The 24,157-nt window shown below is 67.1% G+C and carries 27 protein-coding genes; 5 read left to right on the top strand and 22 right to left on the bottom strand.

Going from position 1 to position 24,157, the window contains the following annotated elements:
- Position 1 precedes the first annotated feature (1 nt).
- Positions 2–487, bottom strand: coding sequence for a hemerythrin domain-containing protein (locus ACT53K_RS09670; protein ID WP_476228413.1), 486 nt, complete (start codon positions 485–487; stop codon positions 2–4).
- A gap of 136 nt (positions 488–623) precedes the next feature.
- Between ACT53K_RS09670 and ACT53K_RS09665 the strand changes: the two genes are divergently transcribed.
- Positions 624–1,841, top strand: coding sequence for a hypothetical protein (locus tag ACT53K_RS09665; RefSeq protein WP_476228412.1), 1,218 nt, complete (start codon positions 624–626; stop codon positions 1,839–1,841).
- On the opposite strand, the gene ACT53K_RS09660 is transcribed toward ACT53K_RS09665, so the two are convergent.
- The 11 genes from ACT53K_RS09660 to ACT53K_RS09610 form a co-directional block, all read right to left on the bottom strand.
- A complete protein-coding gene (locus ACT53K_RS09660; RefSeq protein WP_476228410.1) occupies positions 1,833–2,240 on the bottom strand; it encodes a hypothetical protein in 408 nt (135 codons plus the stop codon). The genes ACT53K_RS09665 and ACT53K_RS09660 overlap by 9 nt on opposite strands.
- Before the next feature lie 58 nt (positions 2,241–2,298).
- Positions 2,299–2,832, bottom strand: coding sequence for a demethoxyubiquinone hydroxylase family protein (locus tag ACT53K_RS09655; protein ID WP_476228409.1), 534 nt, complete (start codon positions 2,830–2,832; stop codon positions 2,299–2,301).
- On the bottom strand, positions 2,829–3,311 hold the full coding sequence (locus tag ACT53K_RS09650) for a disulfide bond formation protein B (protein ID WP_476228408.1): 483 nt from the start codon (positions 3,309–3,311) through the stop codon (positions 2,829–2,831). Before ACT53K_RS09650 ends, ACT53K_RS09655 begins: the two co-directional genes overlap by 4 nt.
- 2 nt (positions 3,312–3,313) lie before the next feature.
- Entirely contained in the window at positions 3,314–4,645 is a 1,332-nt protein-coding gene (locus ACT53K_RS09645) for a S41 family peptidase (protein ID WP_476228407.1), read from the bottom strand.
- A 65-nt stretch (positions 4,646–4,710) separates the two neighbouring features.
- Positions 4,711–5,883, bottom strand: a complete 1,173-nt coding sequence (locus tag ACT53K_RS09640; protein ID WP_476228406.1) for a murein hydrolase activator EnvC family protein — start codon at positions 5,881–5,883, stop codon at positions 4,711–4,713.
- A 3-nt stretch (positions 5,884–5,886) separates the two neighbouring features.
- On the bottom strand, positions 5,887–6,309 hold the full coding sequence (locus ACT53K_RS09635; protein ID WP_476228405.1) for a 23S rRNA (pseudouridine(1915)-N(3))-methyltransferase RlmH: 423 nt from the start codon (positions 6,307–6,309) through the stop codon (positions 5,887–5,889).
- Between the two features lie 33 nt (positions 6,310–6,342).
- Complete coding sequence (gene rsfS, locus ACT53K_RS09630) at positions 6,343–6,702, bottom strand: ribosome silencing factor (RefSeq protein ID WP_476228737.1); 360 nt, start codon at positions 6,700–6,702, stop codon at positions 6,343–6,345.
- Positions 6,703–6,733: 31 nt separating this feature from the next.
- On the bottom strand, positions 6,734–7,387 hold the full coding sequence (locus tag ACT53K_RS09625; RefSeq protein ID WP_476228404.1) for a nicotinate-nucleotide adenylyltransferase: 654 nt from the start codon (positions 7,385–7,387) through the stop codon (positions 6,734–6,736).
- Entirely contained in the window at positions 7,384–7,677 is a 294-nt protein-coding gene (locus ACT53K_RS09620) for a type II toxin-antitoxin system RelE/ParE family toxin (RefSeq protein WP_476228403.1), read from the bottom strand. The genes ACT53K_RS09625 and ACT53K_RS09620 overlap by 4 nt, the downstream gene beginning before the upstream one ends.
- Positions 7,665–7,928: a CopG family ribbon-helix-helix protein gene (locus tag ACT53K_RS09615; RefSeq protein WP_476228402.1), complete on the bottom strand. Its 264-nt coding sequence runs from the start codon at positions 7,926–7,928 to the stop codon at positions 7,665–7,667. Before ACT53K_RS09615 ends, ACT53K_RS09620 begins: the two co-directional genes overlap by 13 nt.
- 31 nt (positions 7,929–7,959) lie before the next feature.
- Positions 7,960–9,228: a glutamate-5-semialdehyde dehydrogenase gene (locus tag ACT53K_RS09610; RefSeq protein ID WP_476228401.1), complete on the bottom strand. Its 1,269-nt coding sequence runs from the start codon at positions 9,226–9,228 to the stop codon at positions 7,960–7,962.
- A gap of 48 nt (positions 9,229–9,276) precedes the next feature.
- Between ACT53K_RS09610 and ACT53K_RS09605 the strand changes: the two genes are divergently transcribed.
- Positions 9,277–10,341 (top strand): DUF3667 domain-containing protein, encoded by a 1,065-nt coding sequence (locus tag ACT53K_RS09605; protein ID WP_476228736.1) that lies wholly within the window; start codon positions 9,277–9,279, stop codon positions 10,339–10,341.
- Here ACT53K_RS09605 and ACT53K_RS09600 read toward each other — a convergent pair.
- From ACT53K_RS09600 to ACT53K_RS09555, 10 genes are all read right to left on the bottom strand, one after another.
- Positions 10,289–10,786: a hypothetical protein gene (locus ACT53K_RS09600; RefSeq protein WP_476228400.1), complete on the bottom strand. Its 498-nt coding sequence runs from the start codon at positions 10,784–10,786 to the stop codon at positions 10,289–10,291. The genes ACT53K_RS09605 and ACT53K_RS09600 overlap by 53 nt on opposite strands.
- Positions 10,787–10,792: 6 nt before the next feature.
- On the bottom strand, positions 10,793–12,754 hold the full coding sequence (gene ftsH / locus ACT53K_RS09595) for an ATP-dependent zinc metalloprotease FtsH (protein ID WP_476228399.1): 1,962 nt from the start codon (positions 12,752–12,754) through the stop codon (positions 10,793–10,795).
- Positions 12,755–12,823: 69 nt separating this feature from the next.
- Complete coding sequence (gene tilS / locus ACT53K_RS09590; protein ID WP_476228398.1) at positions 12,824–13,846, bottom strand: tRNA lysidine(34) synthetase TilS; 1,023 nt, start codon at positions 13,844–13,846, stop codon at positions 12,824–12,826.
- Complete coding sequence (locus ACT53K_RS09585; RefSeq protein ID WP_476228397.1) at positions 13,824–14,762, bottom strand: tetratricopeptide repeat protein; 939 nt, start codon at positions 14,760–14,762, stop codon at positions 13,824–13,826. Before ACT53K_RS09585 ends, tilS begins: the two co-directional genes overlap by 23 nt.
- A gap of 161 nt (positions 14,763–14,923) precedes the next feature.
- Entirely contained in the window at positions 14,924–15,844 is a 921-nt protein-coding gene (locus ACT53K_RS09580) for a helix-turn-helix domain-containing protein (protein ID WP_476228396.1), read from the bottom strand.
- Positions 15,845–15,955: 111 nt separating this feature from the next.
- Positions 15,956–18,232: a phosphoenolpyruvate--protein phosphotransferase gene (ptsP, locus tag ACT53K_RS09575; RefSeq protein ID WP_476228395.1), complete on the bottom strand. Its 2,277-nt coding sequence runs from the start codon at positions 18,230–18,232 to the stop codon at positions 15,956–15,958.
- Positions 18,233–18,348: 116 nt separating this feature from the next.
- Positions 18,349–18,513, bottom strand: a complete 165-nt coding sequence (locus tag ACT53K_RS09570; RefSeq protein WP_476228394.1) for a hypothetical protein — start codon at positions 18,511–18,513, stop codon at positions 18,349–18,351.
- A complete protein-coding gene (locus ACT53K_RS09565) occupies positions 18,467–19,591 on the bottom strand; it encodes a S41 family peptidase (RefSeq protein ID WP_476228393.1) in 1,125 nt (374 codons plus the stop codon). The genes ACT53K_RS09570 and ACT53K_RS09565 overlap by 47 nt, the downstream gene beginning before the upstream one ends.
- 218 nt (positions 19,592–19,809) lie before the next feature.
- Positions 19,810–20,841, bottom strand: a complete 1,032-nt coding sequence (locus ACT53K_RS09560) for an NAD(P)H-dependent flavin oxidoreductase (protein ID WP_476228392.1) — start codon at positions 20,839–20,841, stop codon at positions 19,810–19,812.
- Between the two features lie 66 nt (positions 20,842–20,907).
- On the bottom strand, positions 20,908–22,179 hold the full coding sequence (locus ACT53K_RS09555; RefSeq protein ID WP_476228391.1) for an aspartate kinase: 1,272 nt from the start codon (positions 22,177–22,179) through the stop codon (positions 20,908–20,910).
- A gap of 58 nt (positions 22,180–22,237) precedes the next feature.
- Here ACT53K_RS09555 and ubiG point away from each other — a divergent pair, with 58 nt between their 5' ends.
- From ubiG to ung, 3 genes are read left to right on the top strand one after another with little or no spacing between them, the layout of a single operon-like run.
- Positions 22,238–22,969: a bifunctional 2-polyprenyl-6-hydroxyphenol methylase/3-demethylubiquinol 3-O-methyltransferase UbiG gene (gene ubiG / locus ACT53K_RS09550; protein ID WP_476228390.1), complete on the top strand. Its 732-nt coding sequence runs from the start codon at positions 22,238–22,240 to the stop codon at positions 22,967–22,969.
- Positions 22,970–22,986: 17 nt separating this feature from the next.
- Positions 22,987–23,412, top strand: a complete 426-nt coding sequence (locus tag ACT53K_RS09545; RefSeq protein WP_476228389.1) for a DUF1810 domain-containing protein — start codon at positions 22,987–22,989, stop codon at positions 23,410–23,412.
- Positions 23,413–23,444: 32 nt separating this feature from the next.
- Positions 23,445–24,143 (top strand): uracil-DNA glycosylase, encoded by a 699-nt coding sequence (gene ung / locus ACT53K_RS09540; RefSeq protein WP_476228388.1) that lies wholly within the window; start codon positions 23,445–23,447, stop codon positions 24,141–24,143.
- The last annotated feature ends 14 nt before the right edge of the window (positions 24,144–24,157 follow it).

The raw sequence follows: 24,157 nt of genomic DNA, 5'->3' as shown, positions 1-24,157 counted from the left end.
GTCACGCGCGATCATCGCCCGGCAAATGCGCCTCGGCGCGGGCGCGCTCCTCGGACTTGCGCCGTTCGAACACCTTGCCCAATCGCTCTTCGTCCGCCGCGGAAAGCTGCGCCTCGGCGGCAGGGAACATCTCTTCCTCCTCCTCATCGATATGGTGGAGATAGCGGTCGCGCATCGTCCGGAACTTTGTCAGCCAGGCCGAAGATGCCATTTCGATGTCCACCAGCTCGCCCAGCAGATCGTCGACTTCCTTGTGTTCGGACACCGAATGGCGCGCATCTTCGCGCAGTTCGGGGTCGGCGAGCATCGTGGCGTACAGCGTCTCCTCCTCCGCCGCGGCGTGCGACTGAAGCTCAAGCCGCAATTGTTCGAACAGCTCGCGCCGTTCAGCGCTGTCGCCCGAGGTGCCGTCGATGCGCTGAATCAGTTCACGCTGACGGTCGTGGTCGGCGGTCAGGTCGGCGAAGATGCGAGACGCTTTGGCCATTATGGGCACTCCCTTGGTTCTCCGGCTCCAACCGGCGGCGCGGCACGGAGTTGCTGCCGCGAGTCGTTCGCAGCCGCTCGCCGCGATGGACGCCGGCCGGCGCGCTGGCTAAGCAGGCGCTGAAAGGGGAGCGGGGATGGCGGCTCGGGCCGACAGACAATGGCTGGCACCTGCAATCGGGCTGGCGATCACATGCCTGCTCGGCTGGATATTCAAGGCGCATTGCACGGCAAACGGCTGGGTGGCGTCGATCCAGTACACCACCGGCTGCTACAGTGATGCGATGCCCTTCTGGCAGGCGCGCCATGTCGACCGGGGCCTGATCCCCTATTTCCAGACGCCGATGGAATATCCCGTGCTGACCGGCGCGCAGATATGGATCGAAGGCGCGATAACCCGGCTGGCGGGGGGCGCCGCCAATGCGCCCCTGTTCCTGAGCGTGGTGACGGCCGCGAATGCAGCGCTCGCCGGGCTGATCCTGGCGATGTTCTGGCGCGCGGGGATGGACCGTGCGCGGCTATGGCTGTGGTCGGCGGCGCCACCGCTGGTCTTGTATGTGGGCCATAACTGGGATCTGGCCGCCTGCGCGCTCGCCGTAGCGGCGATGCTGGCGGCCCGACGAAACCGGCTGGTGCTGGCGGCAGCCCTTGCCGCCCTGGGTACTGCCGCCAAGCTGTTCCCGGTGCTGATGCTGCCGCTGATCGGTCTGGCGGCGCTGTTCGCGCCGGGCCAGTCCTGGCGCGCGCGGATCGGCCGGGCTGCGGCTTGTACGGGCGCCGCCATCGGCGCATGGTCGGCGGTGAACCTGCCGGTCGCGCTGGCGGCACCGGAGAACTGGTCGGAATTCTACCGCTTCTCGCAGAGCCGCACGCCGACCGCGGCATCGATCTGGGGCGTGCTGGTCTATCAGAATATCTGGGTGCCGACGGTCGCGCAGCTCAACCTCTATGTCGGCATCGCGTTTCTGGCCGGCGCAGCGGCGATTATCGGAATCGGCTGGCGCAAGCATGGCGCGCGGCCATGGGTGCTGTTCACGCCGGTACTTGCCTGGTTCATGCTGACCAACAAGGTCCTTTCACCCCAGTTCGACCTTTGGCTCTATCCGCTGCTGGTGATGACGGCGCCGCGCTTCGCCCCGCTGATGCTGTTCGTGATCGGCGATGTCTGCGCCTATTTCGCCGAATTCTGGCTGTTCGCCGGCATGGACGGCGCCTGGCCCTATGCCACGCCGCACGATGTGATGATCGCCGCCAGCGTCCGCACGGTCGCGATGCTGTGGTTGATCGCCGACATGGTCGCGAGAGCGGCGCCGGACTGGATCACCCGCCCGGCGCGTCAGACCGCCTCAGGGTAGCGGAATATTGGTCTCGGCTTCTTTCTGCATGCGACGCTCGGCGCGGGCGCGGGTAATCTCCCGCGCAAGGCAGCCGGACTGGCCGCCCGCACCCACCGTCGAGCAACTGCCTATGCCGAAGGCGCCGCTGTTCAGCGCATCCTCAGACCGTACGGCCCAGCTCTCCCGCTTCTGGGGCGCGCTGCTGTCTTCGCGCAGATTCTTCGGGATGCGGAAACGCTCGGCCTCGTCGAGGCGCTGGCAGACGACGATTTCCTCGCCATTCTTGTTGGTCGGGCACTTGTCGTTGCCATAGATGACCAGCACGCCGTTCTGCGCGGCATTTTGCGCATGAGCAACTGCCGGCATCAGCAGCGGCGCCGCAACGGCCGCGGCGGCGAACGCAATCCTGTTCAGCATGGCATTTCTCCTCGCAGCCCGCATTCTGTCATACCCGCGCATATCTGAACCCCGACTGTCATATCCGCTTCGACAGAGCAATCGCCGCGCGGCAGCCCGCGCGGATCAGCCCCGAAAGCAACGGATAGGCCGGCACGCTCTCCGCACCCGCGGCAATCGCAGTGTCGCGATGCTCGATCTCTTCATCGCGAAACCGCGCGACCGCCTCGCCGAGCTCGGGATCGTCGCTGCCGAGCTGATCGAGCTGCTGGCGGTAATGCAGGTCAATCTCGGTTTCGATCGCGGCGGTGCAGGCCATGGCCGCCTGCGGCCCCATGGCTGCGGTTGCAGCGCCCAGCGCAAAGCCGGCGACATTCCAGAAGGGCTGGAGCAAAGTCGGGCGCACGCCGCGGCGGGCGATCATCGCGTCGAAAAAGGCGCGGTGTCGCTCTTCCTGATTGGCCATGCCGTTGATCGTACGCGCCGCCGTCGTGCGATCGCCCATCACCGCCAATTGTCCGGCGTAAATGCGCGTCGCGCCATATTCGCCCGCCTGATCCACCCGGACCATGGTGGCGGTGTCTTCGCGTCGATCGCCCGGCTTCCAGCTCATCGTACCGGCTTTCCTGCTGCCAGCACGAAGATGGTGGCGGCACCGGCCAGCGAAAAGAGGGCATTAAAGCCTGCCAGCGAAATACCGAACAGCGTCCATTGCGGAACGTCGCAGCGAATGAGCGGGCGGCGCAGCGCGGCGTTCAGCACGTCCATCGGCGAGCCCTGCGCGGACGTGGCGGTGCAGGCCGTGACGCCCTGCCACCAGTGATATTCGACACCGGCATGATAAATGCCGATGCCCCCGCTGACCGCGATCAGCACCGCCGCCAGCAGCACGAGCAACCGTGACGGCAGCGGCGCCCGCACGACGAACGCCAGCAGCGCCACCACGATCGCGGCGAGGTGCGGCCAGCGCTGCCACATGCACATCTCGCACGGCACCAGCCCGAACAGCTGCGATCCGATCGCACCGCCGAGCAGCGCCGCCGGCAGCAGCAGCGCGATCCAGCGGGCGAGCCCGGTTCCGTTACGCGGCATCGTCACTTGCCCTTGCTCGCCACACCGGTCTTCGGCCCAAGCCGGCCGATCGTCTGCAGCGCGTAATAGAGCTGGAAGTCGTCGATGCCCTTCTTCTTCAGCTCGTCAGCAGTCGCCGAGAAGCGCGGATCGGTCTTGCTGTCCTGTTCCAGCGTGCCGTCATCGACCTTTTCCTGGTTGATCAGGTGCCGGCGCAGATCGGCTTCGCGCAATTCCGGGCGCGTCTTGTAATCGGGATCGGAAAGTTGCGGTACCATGATATCGGGCTTGATCCCGCCTTCCTGCACCGAATGGCCCGACGGTGTGTAATAGCGTGCGGTGGTAAGCCGCAGCGCCGCGCGCGGCCCCATCGGCAGGATCGTCTGCACCGATCCCTTGCCGAAGCTGCGCACGCCCATCACCAGTGCGCGGTGCTGGTCCTGCAACGCACCGGCAACGATTTCGGAAGCTGAGGCCGTGCCCGAATCGACCAGCACCACCACCGGCAAGCCCTTGGCGAGATCGCCCGGGAACATGCTCTCGGCATAATAGCGCTCGATATCGGTCTTCTCGCGCCCGCGCTGCGAGACGATCTCACCATGGTTCAGGAACACGTCGGACACGCCGATGGCCTCGGTCAGCAGGCCGCCGCCATTGTTTCGCAGGTCGACGATATAGCCGAGCGGCTTGTGGCCCAGCTTCTTGTCGATCGACTGGATCGCCAGCGCCGTGTCGCCGCCGGTATGCGCCGTGAAGGTGGTGATGCGGATGATGCCGACACCGTCCTTCACGTCCCACTTCACCGGCTTCTGGACGATGATCTCCCGGGTCAGGGTGAATTGCAGCGGCTTGGGCGCACCCGGGCGCACCACCGTCAGCGTGATCTTGGTGCCCGGCTGGCCGCGCATCTGCTCGATCGCCTCGTCAAGGCTGCCGCCGACGATGAACTTGCCGTCGAGATGGGTGATGAAGTCGCCAGGCTTGATACCCGCGCGCGCCGCGGGCGTGTCGTCGGCAGGCGCAATCACCTTCACCGCGCCGTCTTCCTGCGTCACGGTCAGGCCCAGCCCGCCATAATTGCCTTCGGTCTGGATCTTCAGATTGTCGAAATCCAGCCCGTCGGCATAGCTCGAATGCGGATCGAGCGCCGCGAGCATCCCCTGGATGGCGCCCTTGACCAGCGTCTTGTCGTCGACCTTGTCGACGTAATTCGCCTTCACCTGGTTGTAGACTTCCATGAACGTGTCGAGCTCGCGGTAGCTGCTGGTGTCGACCCCGGCCATGGCGCCGGACGTGATGGGAATGAGTGCGAGCGCGCCAACGGCGGCGGTAACCTGAAGAAACGGACGCAGCATCAAGGAACTTTCCGGAAAGGCATGCAAGCTTGTCTGCCAGACGATAACGGCTTTTGCACTAGCTGTCAGTCGAGCATTTGGGTCAGGTCCATGGGCTGGCCACGGCGGCGCAGCTCCACGGTGATACGCGGATCGCCGTTCGCTGACGCCTTGCCGAGCGCGGCCCCCTGCCCGACCCGCTCGCCGACATGCACCGCGACCGTGCCCAACCCCGACACCAGGCTGGTCCAGCCTTTGCCATGGTCGACGATCACCACGCCACCATAGTCGCGGAAGGGCCCGGCATAGGCGATCGTGCCCGCCGCCGGTGCCGTAACGGGTGCTGCCGGAGCGACGGCGAAGCTGAGTCCGCGCGCGCGCACCCCGGCATCGGACAACGCGCCGAAACCGGTGACCAGCCGGCCCGCGACGGGCAGGCGATAGGGTGAGGCCGGCAGCGCCGGGGCGACGGCCGTACCCGGGCGCGGAAGCGGACCGGGCAGCCCGATCAGGTCCGCCTGCACCTGCGCGGCGGTTTCCCGCAGCTCCATCTGCCCGGCAAGGTCGCGCGCCTGTTCCCCAAGCGCCAGTGCCTTGTCCGATTCCGCAAGCGCGCTGCGGCCAAGCGCCACCGAACGCAGGCGGTGCTGCGCCTCCAGATCGAGCGCCGCCAGCCGCTGACGTTCGAGCCGGGTACGGCTTGCCTGCAGTTCCGCCACCGCCCGCGCGGCGGCGTCGCGCAGCCCGCGCGACTTGTCGAGATCGGCACGCACGCCCGCGCTGCGCACCTGGACGGCGGGCAACACCGTCGCCAGCACCGCGCGGACATGCACCATGTCCTCGGTCGAGCCGGGCTGGGCCAGCGCCAGCATCGGCGGCCGCCGCGCCATGGCCTGCAATGCCGCCAGCAGGCGCAGCACCGGCCCCTGCTTTTCCGCCAGCAGCGTCCGCTGACGCGCGACCAGCCGATCGAGAATCGCAATCCGCGCCTGTGCGGCGGCAAGATCGGCTTCGGCCGCCTTGATCCGCTCGGCGGCAGCAGCTTCCTCACCGCGCGCGCGGGCGGCCTGATCGCGCTCCTGCGCAGCGGCTCGCTCCAGCGCACGGGCGCGCGCCTCGGCAGCCTTGGCATCGGCGGTCGCGGCGAGCAGGCGCTGGCCCTGCGCCGCTGCCGGATCCGGCGCGGCACGGCCCAGCGCGGCGACCAGCACGATTCCGGCGAGCGCACCCAGCAGGATCAGGCTGCGTGCCGGTCCCATGGATCAGCCTTCACGGTGATAGGGATGGTTGGCAAGGATCGACGCCGCCCGCCATAGTTGCTCGGCAAGCATCGCGCGCGCCAGCATGTGCGGCCAGGTAGCCTTGCCGAACGACAGCAGCAGGTCCGCCTGGGCGCGGTCGGCATCGTCGAAGCCGTCGGCGGCGCCGATCAGGAAGCGCAATTCGCGCACCCCGTCGTCACGCCAGGTGCCGATCCGCTGGGCCAGCAGGCGCGAGGGCAGGTTCTCGCCCAGTTCGTCGAGCATCACGATGCGGGTGCCGGGGGCGACAGCCGGCATCTTGCCGCCGGTGTCGGGCATTTCGGTGACGCGCACCGGCCAGGTGAGCCGCTTCAGATAGCGGTCGACCAGCTCTGCCTCCGGGCTGCGCCCGATCCGGCCGCGCGCGACGATGTGCAGCAGCATGAAGGGCGTCCGGCGCGGCGGCAGTTCAGCGGATCAGGCCTGACCCGCTTCGCCGAACGACCACATCCGCTCCAGATTATAGAAGCTGCGGACCTCGGGGCGGAACAGGTGGACAATCACGTCACCCGCATCGATCAGCACCCAGTCGGCCGTGGGCAGGCCCTCGACGCGCGGCGTGCGGCCCTGGTCGGCCTTGATCTTGTCGGCCAGCTTCATCGCCATCGAGGCGACCTGCCGGGTCGAACGACCCGATGCGATCACCATGTAATCGGCGATGCTGCTCTTGCCGGCGAGCGGGATCGAAACGGTTTCCACCGCCTGATCGTCCTCCAGCGAGGTGAGCACGAGCCTATGCAGCGCTGCGACGCCATCGGCATCGGGCGAACGCAGCATATTGGGGGATGTGGCCAAGGTTGCTCCTAGTCTAGCGACTGTCTGTGCCAAGTGATGGAGACGGCGTCGGACCCTTCATCTCCGTATCCCGAAGAGTGCCGAGGAATCGCCGGTGCCAGGCAGGATCGGCAGCCCGAAGGCGCGTTGCCGAAGTCGGATCGGGGCGGAAGCGCAACAGCACAAGTGCCGGCAATCTCCATCGCGTCCAATGTTTCGCCTGGCCTGCGGGCCGCACAGCGCGCCGCAGCCAACCCATTGCAGGACTTGCATGGGCAGGGCGATCATAACCCGGACGGGCCACAACCGCAATCGGAACCTGTCGCGCGATATGGCGCCACCGCTCCCAGCGGTGAAACTGCGCCAGATTGTCGGCGCCCATCAGCCAGATGAAGCGATGATTGGGATAGAGGCGGGGCAATTTGGTGAGCGTATCGGCCGTGTAGCGGGTCTTGAGGCGCTTCTCGACGGCGGTCACCCGAATCGGCGCATGCCGGGCCATCGCCCGCGCCGATGCGATCCGCGCCTTGAACGGCGCCATGCCGGCCTTGTCTTTCAGCGGATTGCCCGGCGAGACCATCCACCACACTTCGTCGAGGTCGAGCGCACGCAGCGCATGGAGCGACAGCCGCCGATGCCCGCGATGCGCCGGATTGAACGACCCGCCGAGAAGACCGATGCGTTTCAACGAGCGACGAGCCAGTCTTCGCGTTCGTGGCGGATACGCAGGATCTCTAGCCTCTCGTCTTTCAGTCGATAGAGGAGCACGTACGGCGTTTCATGCACATGGAGAATGCGTATACCCGCACCCATACCCGCCGGACGGCCCAAATGCGGAAATCGGGTCAAGGACTCGGCACGCTCGCGAAGCTTCCCAAGGCGACGCTCCGCCAGCTCCGGGGTCCGATGCTCCGAAAGCCAGAGGTCGATTGCCTGAAGGTCGCTGACTGCCGGCGTGGTCCAGACTAATTCTGGCATCGCTGCCGATGCCGCCCGATCATCGCATCGAGTTCCGCCATCACCCGCGCGTGCGGTACGACATCGCCGCGGTCCGCTGCGTCGATGCCCTCCTGAACGAAAGCGCGGTAATCCACTTCCGTCTCCGCAACGCGCTGGATTGCCTCGGCAGCAAATGCCGCGACGCTACGACCCTGCCAGGCAGCCACCTGCTCCACCATCGCCAGCGTCGCGGCGTCGAGTTCGGTGGTGATTTTGGCAGGCTTGTTCATGACACGAGTCTACGCTTCGCGCTTCAGTGCTTCAAGGCCGCGCCTGGCCCGTCCCAAGCACCAGCCATTTATAGGTGGTGAGCCCCTCCAGCGCCACCGGGCCGCGCGCGTGAAGGCGGCCGGTCGAGATGCCGATTTCCGCGCCCAGCCCGAATTCACCGCCATCGGCGAACTGGGTGGAGGCGTTCCACATCACGATCGCGCTGTCGACGCCGTTCAGGAAGCACGCCGCAGTGTCGGCATCCTCGGTCACAATCGCGTCGGTGTGGTGCGAGCTGTGCGCCGCAATATGCGCGATGGCACCCTCGACGCCATCGACGAGCTTCACCGACAGGATCGCGTCGAGATACTCGGTATCCCAGTCTTCGTCGGTCGCCGGCATCACGCGCGCATCAAGCGCCTGCACCGCCGCATCGCCGCGCAGTTCGCAACCGGCCTCGATCAGCGCCGACAGGATCGGGCGGGGGTCGGCAAAGCCGCGGTCGATCAGCAGCGTCTCCGTTGCGCCGCAAATGCCGGTGCGCCGCATCTTGGCGTTGACCGCGAGCGTGCACGCCATCGCCGGATCGGCCGCGCGGTCGATATAGCTGTGGTTGATCCCGTCGAGATGGGCGAGCACCGGCACCCGCGCCTCCGCCTGCACCCGCGCCACCAGACCCTTGCCACCGCGCGGCACGACCATGTCGATCAGGCCCTCGGCGGTCAGCATCGCCCCCACGGCGGCGCGATCGGTGACGGGCACCAGCTGGATCGCATCGGCGGGCGCGCCGCCCTGGGCGAGCCCGGCGGCGAGCGCGGCATGGATCGCACGATTGCTGCGGATCGCCTCCGACCCGCCGCGCAGGATCGCCGCGTTGCCCGACATCAGGCAGAGCGCGCCGGCGTCGGCGGTCACATTGGGCCGGCTTTCATAGATAATGCCGATTACCCCGATCGGCACGCGGACCCGGCGCAGCACAAGCCCGTTGGGCCGCGTGCTTTCGTCGATCACCCGGCCGACCGGATCGTCGAGCCCCGCCACCGCCTCGACACCGGCAGCCATGCCCTCGATGCGCTTGTCGTCGAGCAGCAGCCGGTCGAGCATCGCATCGGACAGGCCATTGGCCCGGCCCGCTGCCATATCCTCGGCATTGGCGGCGAGAATGGCAGGTCGTGCCGCCCGGATGGCAGCAGCAGCAGCGCGAAGCGCCTGCGCCTTGGCAGGACTCGGCATCGCCGCCAGCACCGAAGCGGCCGCGCGGGCGCGGCGGCCCAGATCGGCGATCAGCATCTGTGTGTCCAGCGTGTCTATGTCTGCCATGCGCCGGTCGCTAGCACGGATGACCCAAAGCTGATAGCCTTGCGCGCCATGGGGGAAATAGACGCAGCCGGCGAACTGGTGATGGGGGGCCTGCTCGGCCGCACGATCGAGCCGCGTGCGGGCGAGGCGCATGGCGAATCCCATGGCACGATCTGCCTCAATTGCGGGACCGCCTTGATCGGCCCGCATTGCCACGAATGCGGACAACCGGGCCATGTCCATCGCTCATTGGGCGCGATCGGGCACGAACTGCTGCACGGCGTCGCCCATTTCGAAGGCAAGATGTGGCGCACCTTGCCGCTGCTTGCCTGGCGGCCGGGCGACCTGACCCGGCGCTACGTCGCCGGCGAGCGGGCGCGGTTCGTGTCGCCGATGGCGATGTTCCTCTTCTCGGTCTTCGCCATGTTCGCGATCTTCCAGATCCTCGGCATTTCGACGCCGACCGATCTGGGCAATGTGAACGCCCGGCCAAAGGCCGCGATCGAGCAATCGATCAAGCATAGCGAAGAGGCGCGCGCCCGCGCCGTTGCCAAGCGCGACAAGCTGGCGGCGGACGATCCCGACCGCGACGAATATACGCAGGACATCGCCAAGGCGGATGCGGACCTTGCGACGCTCAAAAAGGCGCTGGGCGGCCTCAACAATGTCGAGGTGACCAGCGAGTTCGACGGGCATACCGGGTGGCACACGCTCGACCATGGCATCGAGAAGTGGCAGCAGAACCCGTCGCTGATGCTCTACAAGCTGCAGTCGAGCATCTACAAATTTTCCTGGTTGCTGATCGTGCTGTCGCTGCCGTTCGTCTGGCTGCTGTTCTTCTGGAAGCGGCAGTACAAGATGTACGACCATGCCGTGTTCGTGACCTATTCGATCGCGGCGATGTCGCTGTTCCTGATCGTGCTGACGCTAGCCGGGGCGGTGGGTGTTTCCAGCGATGTGATCGGGGTCGTCGCGCTGGTCGTGCCGCCGGTGCATATCTGCCGGCAGCTGAAACAGGCCTATGGGCTGCGCTGGCGATCGGCGATCCTGCGGACCGCGGTGCTGCTCTGCTTCATTTCGATTATCGCGACGCTGTTCCTCGCGATTCTGGCGCTGATGGGAATGATGGGGTGAGGCGCACCCGGCACGGGAAGCGCCGGCGCATCATCGCGTAAAGCGCCGTTTTCAAACTGATACCGCGCCGGGCGGCAGGGATGCGTTCCAGCTCGGCAATCAGCTGGCTGGCCGTCATGCCGAAATAGGGATCGTGCGGCGGGCAGCTGTGCGGGGTTCGGCCGGCGGCGCGGGCGGCAGCCAGATCCGCACGATAGGCCGCGGCGATCCGCAAAACTTCCCGGCGGAGCAGCACCATATCGGGTGACAGCGGCGCCAGCGGCCCCTGTGCCCGCAACGCATGGGCGCGCGCGAGGAATTCGGCGACCGTCATCGCCGATGCGGGCGCGGCCGCCAGCATCAGGGCACCGGCGATCACCGCGGCGAGGCGGGACCGAACGCGAAAACGCTCCCGGATGTGACCATCCGGGAGCGTTTCAAACCATCGCGTCCGGTTGCGGACCAAGCGGTATCAGGCCCCCTGCGGCGCCGGATTGCCGAACGGGCCCTTGGGCCGGCGCGTCTTGGGGATGGAGGTGCCGCCCGGTGCGACCTGCGTCTGGGTGCCGGCATTGTCCTCGCGGCCCACTTCGCCGGTCGACACCAGCCGCTTGATCTCCTCGCCGGTCAGCGTCTCGAACTCGAGCAGCGCGTTGGCGAGCAGGTGCAGCTTGTCGATATGGGTGGTGAGCACGTCGCGGGCGCGGCCCAGACCGCTTTCCACCAGCCGCTTGATCTCGTCGTCAATCAGCTGCGCCGTCTCGTTCGACATCGGCACGCGCCGCACGCCCGACTGGCCGAGATAGCTGTCCTCGGAATAGCTGAGCTCGAGCGGGCCGACCGCGTCGGACATGCCCCAGCGCGTCACCATGTCACGCGCCAGCCGGGTTGCCGACTGGATGTCGCCCGAGGCGCCCGAGGAGACCTTTTCATAGCCGAAGATCAGTTCCTCGGCGACGCGGCCGCCCATCGCCACTGCGAGGTTCGCGTGCATCTTGTCGCGGTGATAGCTGTACGAATCGCGTTCCGGCAGCGGCTGCACCATGCCCAGCGCGCGGCCGCGCGGGATGATCGTCGCCTTGTGGATCGGGTCCGACGCCGGTTCGTGCAGGAACACCAGCGCATGGCCCGCCTCGTGATAGGCAGTCATCCGCTTTTCGTCGTCGTTCATCACCATCGAGCGGCGCTCGGGGCCCATCAGCACCTTGTCGCGCGCTTCGTCGAACTCGCTGCTCGCCACCAGCCGCTTGCCACGCCGCGCCGCCAGCAGCGCCGCTTCGTTGACGAGGTTGGCGAGATCCGCGCCCGAGAAACCCGGCGTGCCGCGGGCGATCACGCGCGCATCCACATCGGGCGCCAGCGGCACCTTCTTCATATGGACCTGCAGGATCTTCACGCGGCCTTCGATGTCGGGCAGCGGCACCACGACCTGACGGTCGAAGCGGCCCGGGCGCAGCAGCGCGGGGTCGAGCACGTCGGGGCGGTTGGTCGCGGCGATGATGATGATGCCTTCGTTCGCCTCGAATCCGTCCATCTCGACGAGCAGCTGGTTGAGCGTCTGTTCGCGCTCGTCATTCTGGTTGCCCAGACCCGCGCCGCGCGAACGACCGACCGCGTCGATTTCGTCGATGAAGACGATGCACGGCGCCGACTTCTTCGCCTGTTCGAACATGTCGCGCACGCGGCTGGCGCCGACGCCGACGAACATTTCGACAAAGTCCGAACCGGAGATGGTGAAGAAGGGCACGCCCGCCTCGCCGGCAATTGCGCGGGCGAGCAGCGTCTTGCCGGTACCGGGCGAGCCGACCAGCAGCGCACCCTTCGGGATCTTGCCGCCCAGCCGGGCGAATTTCGACGGATCCTTCAGGAAGTCGACGATTTCCTGCACTTCCTCGCGCGCTTCATCGACGCCGGCAACATCGTCAAACGTGACCTTGCCTTCCTTCTGGGTCAGCAGGCGAGCGCGGCTCTTGCCGAAGCCCATCGCACCCGAGCCCGAATTCTTCTGCATCTGGCGCAGCACGAAAAAGGCGATGCCGAGGAACAGCAGGAACGGCAGCGACTGATAGAGCAGGATCACCCAGACCGATGCCTGTTCCTCCGGCCGGGCATTGATGATCACGCCCTTGGCACGCAGCGTATCGACCAGCTTGGGATCGCCGGGATTGTTCGTGCGGAACTTGCCTTCGCCGGTGGTGCCGGTAATCGCGCCCGTTCCGACGGCAATGTTCACTTCCTTCACATCGCCTGCCTGAACCTTGTCCAGGAAGGTCGAATAGGGGATCGTGTTGCCAACGGGTTGCGTGTTGCGGCTGTCGAAGAACGTGACGAACAACGCCAACGCAGCAAGAATGCCAACCCAGATCAGCAGGTTCTTCATCCAGGGGCTGTTGCCGCCATTGTCCGGACCCTGCTGCTTGCCGTTATCGCTCATCGTGTGCCCAGTACCTTTCCACGCCCTAAGATAGGCGTGGGGAAGCCAATGACAATGGAACAACGTCGATCAGTGTGATCGTCGCGGCGGCGCCGGGCGAAAGCGCCAGCGCTTGCCCGGCCGAACCGCGACTCCGGCCAGCGTCGCCCCGCGGCCACTGTCGAGCGCGGCGACCAGCCGGTCAAGTCCGTTACTTGCCGCAGCCGGAGGCAGCGCATCCGGTCCGGCCACCGCGGACAGCGCGCGCAGCACCAGCCGGCGCCGCAGTTCATAGGGAAGCCCGGAGACATCGAGCGTGACCACGCCGTGCTCGCCGATAGCGTGCCGCGCTGCCCATTCGCGGTCCGCCGCCCAGGCGAGCGCCGCTTCCGCATCGCGCAGGTTGCGCGCCGCCGCCGCCAGCCGCACCGCCGGCAGCTCGTCGCTCGCGCCCAGCAAGTTGCGGATGCGGGCGCGGTCGAAGCGATCGGCCTGGTTCGACGGATCCTCGACGGGATCGATGGCCGCCGCCGCGACGATCGCCGCGAGGTCGCCGCGCGACCAGCCGAGCAGCGGGCGGACCAGCACCGTGCCTTCGTCAAGCGATCGCCGGGGCGCCATCGCCGCCAGGCCGGCCACCCCCGCGCCGCGGCGCGCGCGCATCAGAAAGGTTTCGGCGACATCGTCCTGCTGATGCGCGGTTGCGATCCAGCCGATCGCCGGAGAAGCGCCCGCCGCCCATCCGGCGAGCAGCGCATAGCGGGCCTCGCGCGCCCATTGCTGGAGATTGCCCTGCGGCCCGCCGTCCGGCGCCAGAACCGTGTGCGGCACGCCCAGCCGCTTGCAGAGCGACGCGACCCATGCCGCCTCCCCCGCCGCTTGGGACCGCAGCCGGTGATCGACGGTCGCGGCGGCCACCGCGCCAGGAAAGGCAGCATGCGCGAGAAGAAGCAGCGCCAGACTGTCGCCGCCCCCCGAAACCGCAATCCCCAGCCGAAGCGCAGCGTCGGGCGCCACCCCCGTCAGGGCGATAAGATCGTCGCAAAACCGCGCAACCGCCGGCGCATCGGGCGCGACGGTCAGCAGCGGCTCACTTGCACTTGGAGTCGGCACGTCCCTGAGCGACGCCGGCGCGCATTTCGGTCGAAAGCTGGTCGGCATAGAGCTGGTTCAGCTCGTCATAGACCTTGCAGACTTCGCTCGCCGGCTTCTTCAGCTTCACCAGCGCCTGCGCGAGGTAATAAAGGCTGTCGGGCGCCCGCTCGCCGTTCGGATCCTTCTTGTAATTGTCGTAGAAGGCGACGGCCGCGAGGCTGGGGGCATTTTCTTCCAGATAGCTACGGCCGATCAGGTTGCGGGCATAACTGGCGCGGCGCTGCTTCGGATATTTGGTGGCAACCGCTTCCAGTTCCTTGCGGGCTTCCGGATAGAGCTTCGCCTGCCACAGACGGAAGCCATAGGTATAACCGTCCTCGGCCGCATCGCCGGTGTTGGGGCGCTGTATTGCCGCCAGGCGTTCGGCGCGGGCGGGATTGGCCTTTGAAGCGCCGGGCTGGGTGTTGCCGGCGGCCGGCATCGCCCCGGTGCCGACCGGGGCATCGTCGGCACCATCTGCCGGCGGCGCCGCGTTCGCGGCAGACTGCGCCTCCAGCGTCTTCAGCCGCGCCTCGGTGGAAAGCTTATAGGCGTCGAACGCCGACTGAAGCTGGCGAACGCGATACTGGTTCTGCTCGGCCTGCGCGGTGATCGTCTGGATCTGCCCCTCCAACGCGCTGACGCGCAGGGTAAGATCGGTCAGCGGCGAACTGGCCGGCGTGCCAGGCGCGCTCGCATCGGGCTGCGGCGTGATCTGCGGTTCGACCAGCTGGCCGGCGCCGTTCGGGAACACCTTGCGCTGCACGGCGCGCATCTCGCGTTCCAGCCGGTCAACGCGCGGGGCGAGATTGCCGTCGCCCTGGGACTGCGCCTGGGCAACGCCCTGAAAACCCAAAGCCGCCGTTGCCAGCGCCGCTGCAAGAAGGATGCGCATCGTCAAGAAACCCCGGTGTCGTTCAAAATCCATCCCCCACATGACGCTATAGCGGAGCGATCCGCCGGAACGCCACCCCTCAGGCCCGTCTAAGCACTTAAACGGGTAGGTCTGCCTGGCATTTGCCGCCGATAGAATGGCGGCGAATCCCGAACGGCCCCTCAGGGATTGCTGCTGTTGCCGCCGGCAGCCTCGGGCACGGCCGCGCCGCCGCGATCGATGCTGTCGGACGCGCGCGGGCCCAGCCGGCGCTGGCGCGGAGCCGGGGCGTCGGCGGCCGCCGGCGTGCCGGCGGCGGCAGGCCCAGGCTGGCCGCGGCTGCGCAGCGCCGCCGCGCTCACTTCGACATCGATCGCCTTCTCGCCGGTGCCGAGCGGCGGCACTTCCGAACCGTTCACCAGCACCTGCAGCTTTTCCGGCCGGCCGGTGCGGACATGCGGATGATCGGCATCGTCGGGCACTTCATAGCGCTCGCCCTGCGCCAGTTCCTTCTCGAACAGCTTCTTGCCAGTGGCGTCGGTCACGCGGATCCACACGGAATCGAGCGCAACCAGCGTGACATGCTCGATCGTCGGCACGGTAGGGCTCGGGCTGGGCGCCGGCGCCGCGCTGGGCGTGGGGCTCGGCTCGGCCTGCACCAGCCCGTCGCTGTTGCCGAAGCGGTCGCGGAACAGGTCGGTGCCGTACCACAGGCCGACGCCCGCCACGATCAGGATGGCGACGATGACGCCGAACCACATCAGCCCGCGGGGCGCGACCCGCGCCGGCTCGTCGAGCGGATATTCGGGCGCCGGCGTGCTGACCCGCTCATAGCTGCCCAGTTCGGCGCGGACCTCGCGCGCGATCGCGACTTCGTCCAACCCGACGGTACGGGCATAGGCCTTGGCAAAGCCCAAGGCATAGGTGGTGGAAGGCAGGCCCGCATAGCTGCCGCTTTCCACTGCCTCCAGGTGCCGCTGGGGTATCCGCGTGCGCGCCGCAATTTCGGCGAGGTCCAGTTTCTGGGCCTCACGCGCGGCGCGCAGCTTTTCACCGGGACGGGCGGGGAACAGCGTGGGATCTTCGGGCGTCTCGCCTTCCATTCGGTCCTCCGGCGAACGGGGTTGCCTGGGTGCCGCCCGCCTTGCTCGTCGGGGATGTCCCCTGTTGGGCGTCGCCTGTCAACGCCGCCCTGCAAACATTCCGCCGCCCGATCAGGCCAGTTCGACGTTATGTGTCGCCGCCCAGCGTGCCAGCGCCTCGCGCAGCGGCCCGCGCGGATCGGCGAGCAGCCCCTCGACCGCCGCCGTCACCGCGCCGCGATCGAGCGAACGCACCATCGCCTTGATCGGTCCCACCGCCGCCGGGGTGATCGAAAGCCGGTCGATCCCAAGACCGATCAGCGCCATCGCCTCCAGCGGCCGCCCGCCCATTTCACCGCACACCGTCACCGGCACCCCCGCGGCCCGCGCCTGGATGGTGACGCGCTGAATGAAGCGCAGGATCGCCGGGCTCAGCCAGTCATAGCGCAGCGCCAGCTTGGGATGCGCGCGATCGGCGGCAAACAGGAACTGCGTAAGATCATTGGTGCCGATCGACAGGAAATCGAGCCGCGGCAGCAGCAAGTCGAGCACTTCGGCAAGCGCCGGCACTTCGAGCATCGCGCCATAGCGTATCTCGATCGGCAGCTTGCGCCCGCGTGCCGCCAGCCAGGCGCGCTGCGCCTCGAACAGCGCCCGGGCCTCCTCGAACTCCCAGGGTTCGGACACCATCGGGAACATCACGTTGAGCGTCTTGCCCGCCGCCGCCTCGATCAGCGCACGGGCCTGCGCCTTCATCAGCCCGTCGCGATCGAGCGCGAGCCGCAGCGCGCGCCAGCCCATCGCCGGATTTTCCTCTTCACCATCCTCGTCATGGTTCAGATACGGCAGCGCCTTGTCGCCGCCGATGTCGACGGTGCGGAACGTGACCGGCCGGTCTCCGGCAATGTCGAGCACGTCATGGTACAGCCGCCGCTGCGCCTCGCGCTGGGGCAGGGTGGCAGAGACGAGGAACTGGAATTCGGTGCGGAACAGGCCGATGCCGTCGGCACCGGTCAGGTCGAGCGCCGCGATGTCGTCGCGCAGTCCGGCATTGACCATCACCGTCACCCGGTGCCCGTCCTTCGTTACCGGGGCTTCGCCCTTCAGCCGGGCAAAGGCGGCACGGCGCTTCTGGCTGAGCGCCAGCTTCGCCTCGAACGCTTCCTGCATCGCTACGGTCGGGCGGATCAGCAGGCTTTCCTCACCGACATCGAGCAGCAGCAAATCGCCTTCGGCCACCAGCCGGCGCACGTCGCGCACCCGGCCCAGGACCGGCACACCCATGGCGCGCGCGACGATGGTGACGTGCGCGGTCAGCGATCCTTCTTCCAGCACCACGCCCTTCAGCCGGCGCCGGTCATATTCGAGCAGCTCGGCCGGGCCGAGGTTGCGCGCGATCAGGATCGAATCCTGGCGCAGGCCCAGCTGCGCCGCAGTGCCGAGCTGGCCCGAGACGATGCGCAGCAGCCGGTTCGCCAGATCCTCCAGATCGTGCATCCGGTCGCGCAGCAGCGGATCGTCGATTTCGCGCATGCGCTGGCGAGTGCGCTGCTGGACGCGCTCGATCGCCGCCTCGGCCGTCAGACCTGAATCGATCGCCTCGTTGATGCGCCGGCTCCAGCCTTCGTCATAGGCGAACATCTTGTAGGTCTGGAGGATCTCGTCATGCTCGCCGCCGCCGCCGAATTCGGCCTGGCTGGCCATGCGGTCGATCTGCTCGCGCATCTTGTCGAACGCGGCATAGACGCGGTGGCGCTCGGCCTCGATGTCTTCGGCAACCGTGTGCTCGATCACGATGCGCGGCTGGTGGAACACCGCCACGCCTTGCGCCATGCCCTCGACGAGCGGGAAGCCGCGCGTGTTGCCGGCGGTGGTCGGGTGCAGCCGGGTCGTGGCGGCCGTGGAGGCGTCGATCAGTTCGGCATTGGCGATCAGCTCGGAGAGCACCATCGCCACGGTCTGCAGCGCCTCGATCTCGACATCGGCATATTTGCGCGGTTCGACATGCTGCACCGCCAGCACGCCCACCGCCCGTTCGCGCCGGATGATCGGTACGCCGGCAAAGCTGTGGAAGCTCTCTTCCCCCGTTTCCGGATTATGGACGAAGGCGGGGTGGCTGGTCGCCTCGTCGAGGTTGAGCGTCTCGACATTGGCGGCGATGGTGCCGACCAGCCCCTCGCCCAGCCCCAGCTTGGTGACGTGCACCGCCTCCTGCTTCAGCCCGCGCGTGGCAAACAGCTCCAGCGCGCCTTCGCGCAGCAGGTAGATCGAGCAGACTTCGCTGTGCAGCGCCTCGCCGATGATGTTGACGACGGCGTTGAGCTTCGATTGCGCCGGCAGCCGCTTCGCCATCAGATCGTGAAGGCGGGTCAGGATTTCCCGGGCGGAGGCGGCTGCGGTGAGGGCCATGCGACAGCGCTATCAGATTGTGCGTGGCACCGCCAAGCGGGACGTAACGGGAAAGGGAACGAAGTTTGCGGCGCGCTTCTCGGGCGCGTGCGCCGTCTGGTCTTCCTTCGTCGCAGTCAGGATCCTCCTGGGCCCGCCGGGGGCGCCTTTGCCGTCCGGGCAAAAACCTCGCGCGCAGCCTCGGCGCCGTGCATGAGCACGATATCGTTTGGGCCGATCTTCGCGCGCAGATCGTCATAGCCGTCGATCGCGAACAGGCCCTTGTCGTCCAGCGGCCGCATGACGCCCCCTTGCGGCCGTTTGGGTCGATCGCTCCGGTAGAAGCGGAGCCCTTCGACCGAAGACCTGATTTCGATCGTACCGAAGGTTCCGGCAAGGGCGGCCAGCCGGGCGGGAGATCGTAACCGGATGAAGACGCGCGTCGACGGCGACCCTGGCCCAGCGATAGTCGGCCAGCGCTTCGCCGGTTACGCCCGGTACGGATGCAAGATGGTCGAGCGCCGCGACCTGCGCCGCCTCCAGCGCCTTGTCTCCCGCAACTGCAATGTCCGGCCGTACACCAACACCTTCCCAGTTGGTGCCGCTGATCGGATTGACCGGCCGGTTATAAGACACGCTCAGCACGAATTGCGGCGCGACAGGAAATTTCTTGTTGTTATTGGCCGCGCCATAGGTCGTCGTTCCAACGATAATTGCCGTTTTCTCCTGCTGGGCGTTATAGGCGACGGCCTCGGCGGCAGATGCCACCCCCGCGTCGACCAAAAGATAAAGCGGCTTGCCCTTCCATGCAGGATCGCGGTTGCGGGATGCCGGCGCGCTCGGACGTTCCGGGTCCGGCGCCACGAAGGATTTCGCAAAATAATCCGCAGCATCGCTGTTACCCCCGCCATTGCTGCGAAGGTCGATGATGATCGCATCACCGTCACGCAGGAACCGCGCCGCATCGTCATAAGCCGTGGGGGTAATCCCCGGAATCCATTGAAAGTGCTCGAGCTTCATGTATCGGATATTGCCCGGAAGAATCGCCAGATTCGTGATCCCGCTGTGATCCCGGATGGCGAGCGCGCGGCGATATTGTTCCAAGCCGTCGCCGCGTTCGGGCGGCGCAATCATGGCGACATATTGGTCGCGATCGTTCGCCAGATACAGATGCCCGTCATGCGACACTGCCTCCAGATCCTCATTGATCCGGGTGACAAACATATCGGGGTCGGCAACGTCGTACCGATGCCTGAGCCTGGCCTGCTCAAGGCGGGCGAGGATCGTAGGGCGCATCGCTTGGTTGACATAGGTATCGGCGATATGCTGCTCGATTTCCTGGACCGTTACCGAGCGATCCACACCGCCGGGCTGCGCCATCGCAGCCGTCGTGCCGACCCCCGAAATCGACAGTGCCAGGATTAAAGGCGCCGCGCGCAGGCGCGTGACCCTATTGTTCGGCATCCCCGAGTCCTCCAGCGGATAGTTCTACGCTTCTATTCCGCCTGGGGATAGCGGGGCAGAGAGCGTCCGCGCGTCGGCTCGCCTCCTCCGGGAATCAAACACCATCGCCCTCCCGCAATCGGGAGGGTGAGGACTCACGCCGCGCGCTTCTCCAGCGCGTGCGCGGCTTCCGCCATCAGGGTTTCGATGATCGTCGCGACCGGCTCTTCCTTCGTCACCATGCCGACCGACTGGCCGGCCATCACGCTGCCATGCTCGACATCGCCTTCAATCACCGCGCGGCGAAGCGCGCCGGCCCAGTAATGCTCGATCTGGAGCTGCGCCTCGGCCATGGCGATCGTGCCTTCATCGAGCGCCTGCGCGACTTCGCGCTGCTTGGCGGTGAAGGCTTCGGCGCCGGCATTTTTGAGCGCACGCACCGGAATCACCGGCAGGCGCGGGTCGATCTGGACGCTGGCGATGGCGTCGCGGGCGGAGGCGCGGATGAACGCCTTCTTGAAATTGGGATGGGCGATGCTCTCGGTCGCAGCGGCGAAACGCGTGCCGAGCTGGACGCCGGCCGCACCCATGTCGAGATAGCCGGCAATCGCCTCGCCGCGGCCGATGCCGCCGGCGACGAACACGGGCACCTGGCTCGCCACTTCGGGCAGGATTTCCTGCGCCAGCACGCTGGTCGAGACCGGGCCGATATGGCCGCCGGCCTCCATGCCCTCCACGACCAGCGCGTCGACGCCCGAGCGGATCAGCTTCTTGGCGAGGCTGAGCGCAGGGGCGAAGCAGATGAGCTTGGCGCCATGCCCCTTGATGGCATCGAGCGACCCCGCCGGCGGCAGGCCGCCCGCCAGCACGACATGGCCGACGCCGTGACGCCCGCACACCTCGATCAGCTCGAACAGCTGCGGGTGCATGGTGATGAGGTTGACGCCGAACGGCTTGCTCGTCAGCGCCTTGGTCGCCGCGATTTCGGCGTCGAGCAGTTCCGGGCTCATCGCGCCGCAGGCGATGACGCCGAAACCGCCCGCGTTCGAAATCGCGGCGACCAGGTTGCGCTCGGACACCCAGGACATCGCGCCACCCAGAATGGCGACTTCGCTGCCCAGAAATTCGCAACCGCGCGCCATGCGGCGGGCCAGGCGCTCGGCGCCGATCGAGGAAGATGCGTTCATGGGCGCCCGCCTAGCCCCGGCAGTGGCGCCGAAGCAAGAGGCTCGCGTCCCGCCGGCACCCGTCGATCAGGCGGCGACGTCGTCCGCGTCGAGGCCATAGGCGGTGTGCAGCACGCGCACCGCGAGTTCGGTGTAATCCTCTTCGATCAGCACCGAGACCTTGATCTCCGACGTGGTGATCGCCTGGATGTTGATGCCGCGCGCGCCCAGCGTCTGGAACATCGTCGCCGCCACGCCGGCATGGCTGCGCATGCCGACGCCGACCACCGAGACCTTGGCAATGCGGGTGTCGTGGCTGATGTCGCGGAAGCCGATCGAGTCCTTCGCCTGCGCCAGGATCTCCAGCGAGCGGGCCAGATCGGCCGCCGGCACCGTGAAGGTCACGTCGGTCGCACTGGTGCTGCCGGCGCTCTGGTGCGCGATGTTCTGGATGATCATGTCGACATTGATGCTGGCATCGGCAAGCGGGGTGAAGATCGATGCCACCGCGCCGGGCTTGTCCGGCACCGCGGTAAGGGTGATCTTGGCCTCGTTCTTGTCGTGCGCGATGCCGGTGATGAGCTGGCGTTCCACGTCCTGAATCTCCTCTTCGCCCACGATCATCGTCCCGGGCAATGTATCTGCCATCGGCGCATCGTCGCCTGTGAACGACGACAGCACCTGCACCCGAACCCCTTCCTTCATCGCCAGGCCGACCGAGCGGGTCTGAAGCACCTTGGCGCCGACGCTGGCGAGTTCGAGCATTTCCTCATAGGTCACGCGCTTCAGCTTGCGCGCGCGGGGCACGATGCGCGGATCGGTGGTATAGACCCCGTCGACATCGGTGTAGATGTCGCAGCGATCGGCCTTCACCGCCGCCGCGACGGCCACCGCCGAAGTGTCCGAGCCGCCGCGGCCGAGCGTCGTCACCCGGCCTTCGTGCACGCCCTGAAAGCCCGGCACCACCGCGACTTCGCCCGCATTCATGCTGGCGAGCAGCGCATCGGTGCCGATCTCGCCGATCCGTGCCTTGGCGAAGGCATCCGAGGTATCGATCGGCAACTGCCAGCCGAGCCACGAACGCGCCGGCACGCCGATCGCCTGCAGCGCGATCGCCAGCAGGCCGCTGGTAATCTGTTCGCCGGCGGAGACGACGACGTCATATTCCTTGGGATCATAGAGCGAGCTGGCCTCGCGGCAGAAACCGACCAGCCGGTCGGTCTCACCCGCCATCGCCGAGACGACCACGGCGACCTGATTGCCCGCTTCCCATTCGCGTTTGACGCGCGCGGCAACGCTGCGGATACGCTCGATACCGGCCATCGAAGTGCCGCCGAACTTCATTACGATACGCGCCATGGCTGGTTGCTTGTTTCCTGCCCTTGGGAGAGATGGGCGAGCCTGATAGGAGCGGCGGATGCCGAACGCAACAAAAGCTACGATTGACCCCCGTGAAGCTGAACATTTCGGTCGTCTGGCGGCCGATTGGTGGAATCCGAAGGGCTCCTCCGCCATGCTGCACAGACTGAATCCTGCGCGGCTGGGGTATATCCGCGCTGCCGTGGACGCGCATTGGGGCGGCGACTCGAGCGGTTTCACGCCGCTGGCCGGCAAGACCGCGATCGATGTCGGCTGCGGCGCCGGACTGCTCTGCGAACCGCTGGCGCGGCTGGGGGCAGCGGTGACGGGGCTCGACGCCGCACCCGAAAATATCGGCGCGGCCGCCGCCCATGCCGCGCAGTCGGGGCTGGCGATCGACTATGTCGCCGGGGGTATCGAGGATCTGTCCGGACGGCAGTTCGACCTGGTCACCTCGATGGAAGTGATCGAGCATGTCAGCGACCCGGCGGCGTTCGTGCGCGGCCTCGCCGGCGCGCTGGCCGAGGGCGGGCTGATGATCCTGTCGACCCCCAACCGCACGCCGCTGTCGCGCCTCGCGATGATCACGCTGGCCGAAGGCACCGGCGCGATCCCCAAGGGCACGCACGACTGGAGCCGTTTCCTGACGCCCGAGGAGCTGGAAGCGCTGCTGAGCGAGGCGGGACTGAAGGTGATCGACCGCAAGGGGCTGAGCCTGTCGCCCGCGCGCGGCTTCGTGGTGAGCGAGCAGGAAGCGCTCAACTATCTGGTCACCGTCGTCCGGGCCTGACGCAAGGAGAGTCGCACATGCCCTCGCTCGACCGGTTCGTTGAAGCGCAGGACCGCGATTTTGCCCGGGCGCTCGCGGCACTGCAGCGCGGCCGCAAGACGAGCCACTGGATCTGGTATGTCTTTCCGCAGATTGCCGGGCTCGGTCACAGCGCGATGTCGCAGCATTACGCGATCGCCGACCTCGGCGAGGCGCGGGCCTATCTCCGCCACCCGCTGCTGGGACCACGGCTGCAGGAAACCACCGCCGCCATGCTCGAGCATGCGGGCCGGCGTTCGGCCGACGAGATTTTGGGCGCAATCGACGCCATCAAGCTCCGCTCGTCGATGACGCTGTTCGAAGCGGCAGCGGACGATGCCGACAGCGTCTTCGCCGCCTGTCTCGACGCCTTCTATGGCGGCGCGCGCGATCCCGAGACGCTGCGCAGAATCGGGCACGATTGACAGGCGCGACGACGCACCGGAGAGCAGAGGCGATGTCGACGATCAAGCTGCACCCGAGCTGGCTCGCACCGCTCGAACAGGAATTCGCCCAGCCCTATATGGCGGCGCTTCGCGACTATCTGCGCGCCGAAAAGGCGGCGGGGAAGCGCATCTTCCCGGCGGGCAGCGAATGGTTCCGCGCGCTCGACCTGACGCCCTTGGAGCAGGTGCGCGTCGTGATCCTGGGGCAAGATCCCTATCACGGCGAGGGCCAGGCGCATGGCCTGTGCTTCTCGGTCCGCCCCGGCGTGCGCGTGCCCCCGAGCCTCGTCAATATCTACAAGGAAATGGAGGCGGACCTCGGCATTCCGCGCGCGCAGCACGGCTTTCTGGAGCATTGGGCGGAACAGGGCGTGCTGTTGCTCAACGCCGTGCTGACGGTGGAGATGGGCCGCGCGGCGGCGCACCAGGGCCGCGGCTGGGAGCGGTTTACCGACGCGGTCATCCGGCTGGTCAACGCCCGCGCCGAGCCGGTGGTGTTCCTGCTGTGGGGCAGCCATGCGCAGAAAAAGGCGGCGTTCGTCGACTCGATCGACAAGGGCGGCCGGCATCTGGTGCTGAAGGCCCCCCACCCCTCGCCGCTATCGGCGCATTCGGGGTTCTTCGGCTGCCGGCATTTCAGCAAGGCCAACGCGTTTCTGGAAAGTATCGGCCAGAAGCCGATCGACTGGGCGTTGCCGGCGATTGGGTGAGATTGAAATTTTGT

It is taken from the genome of Sphingomonas sp. DMC8 (assembly GCF_056314185.1).
This window is presented reverse-complemented; position numbering and strand designations above follow the sequence as displayed.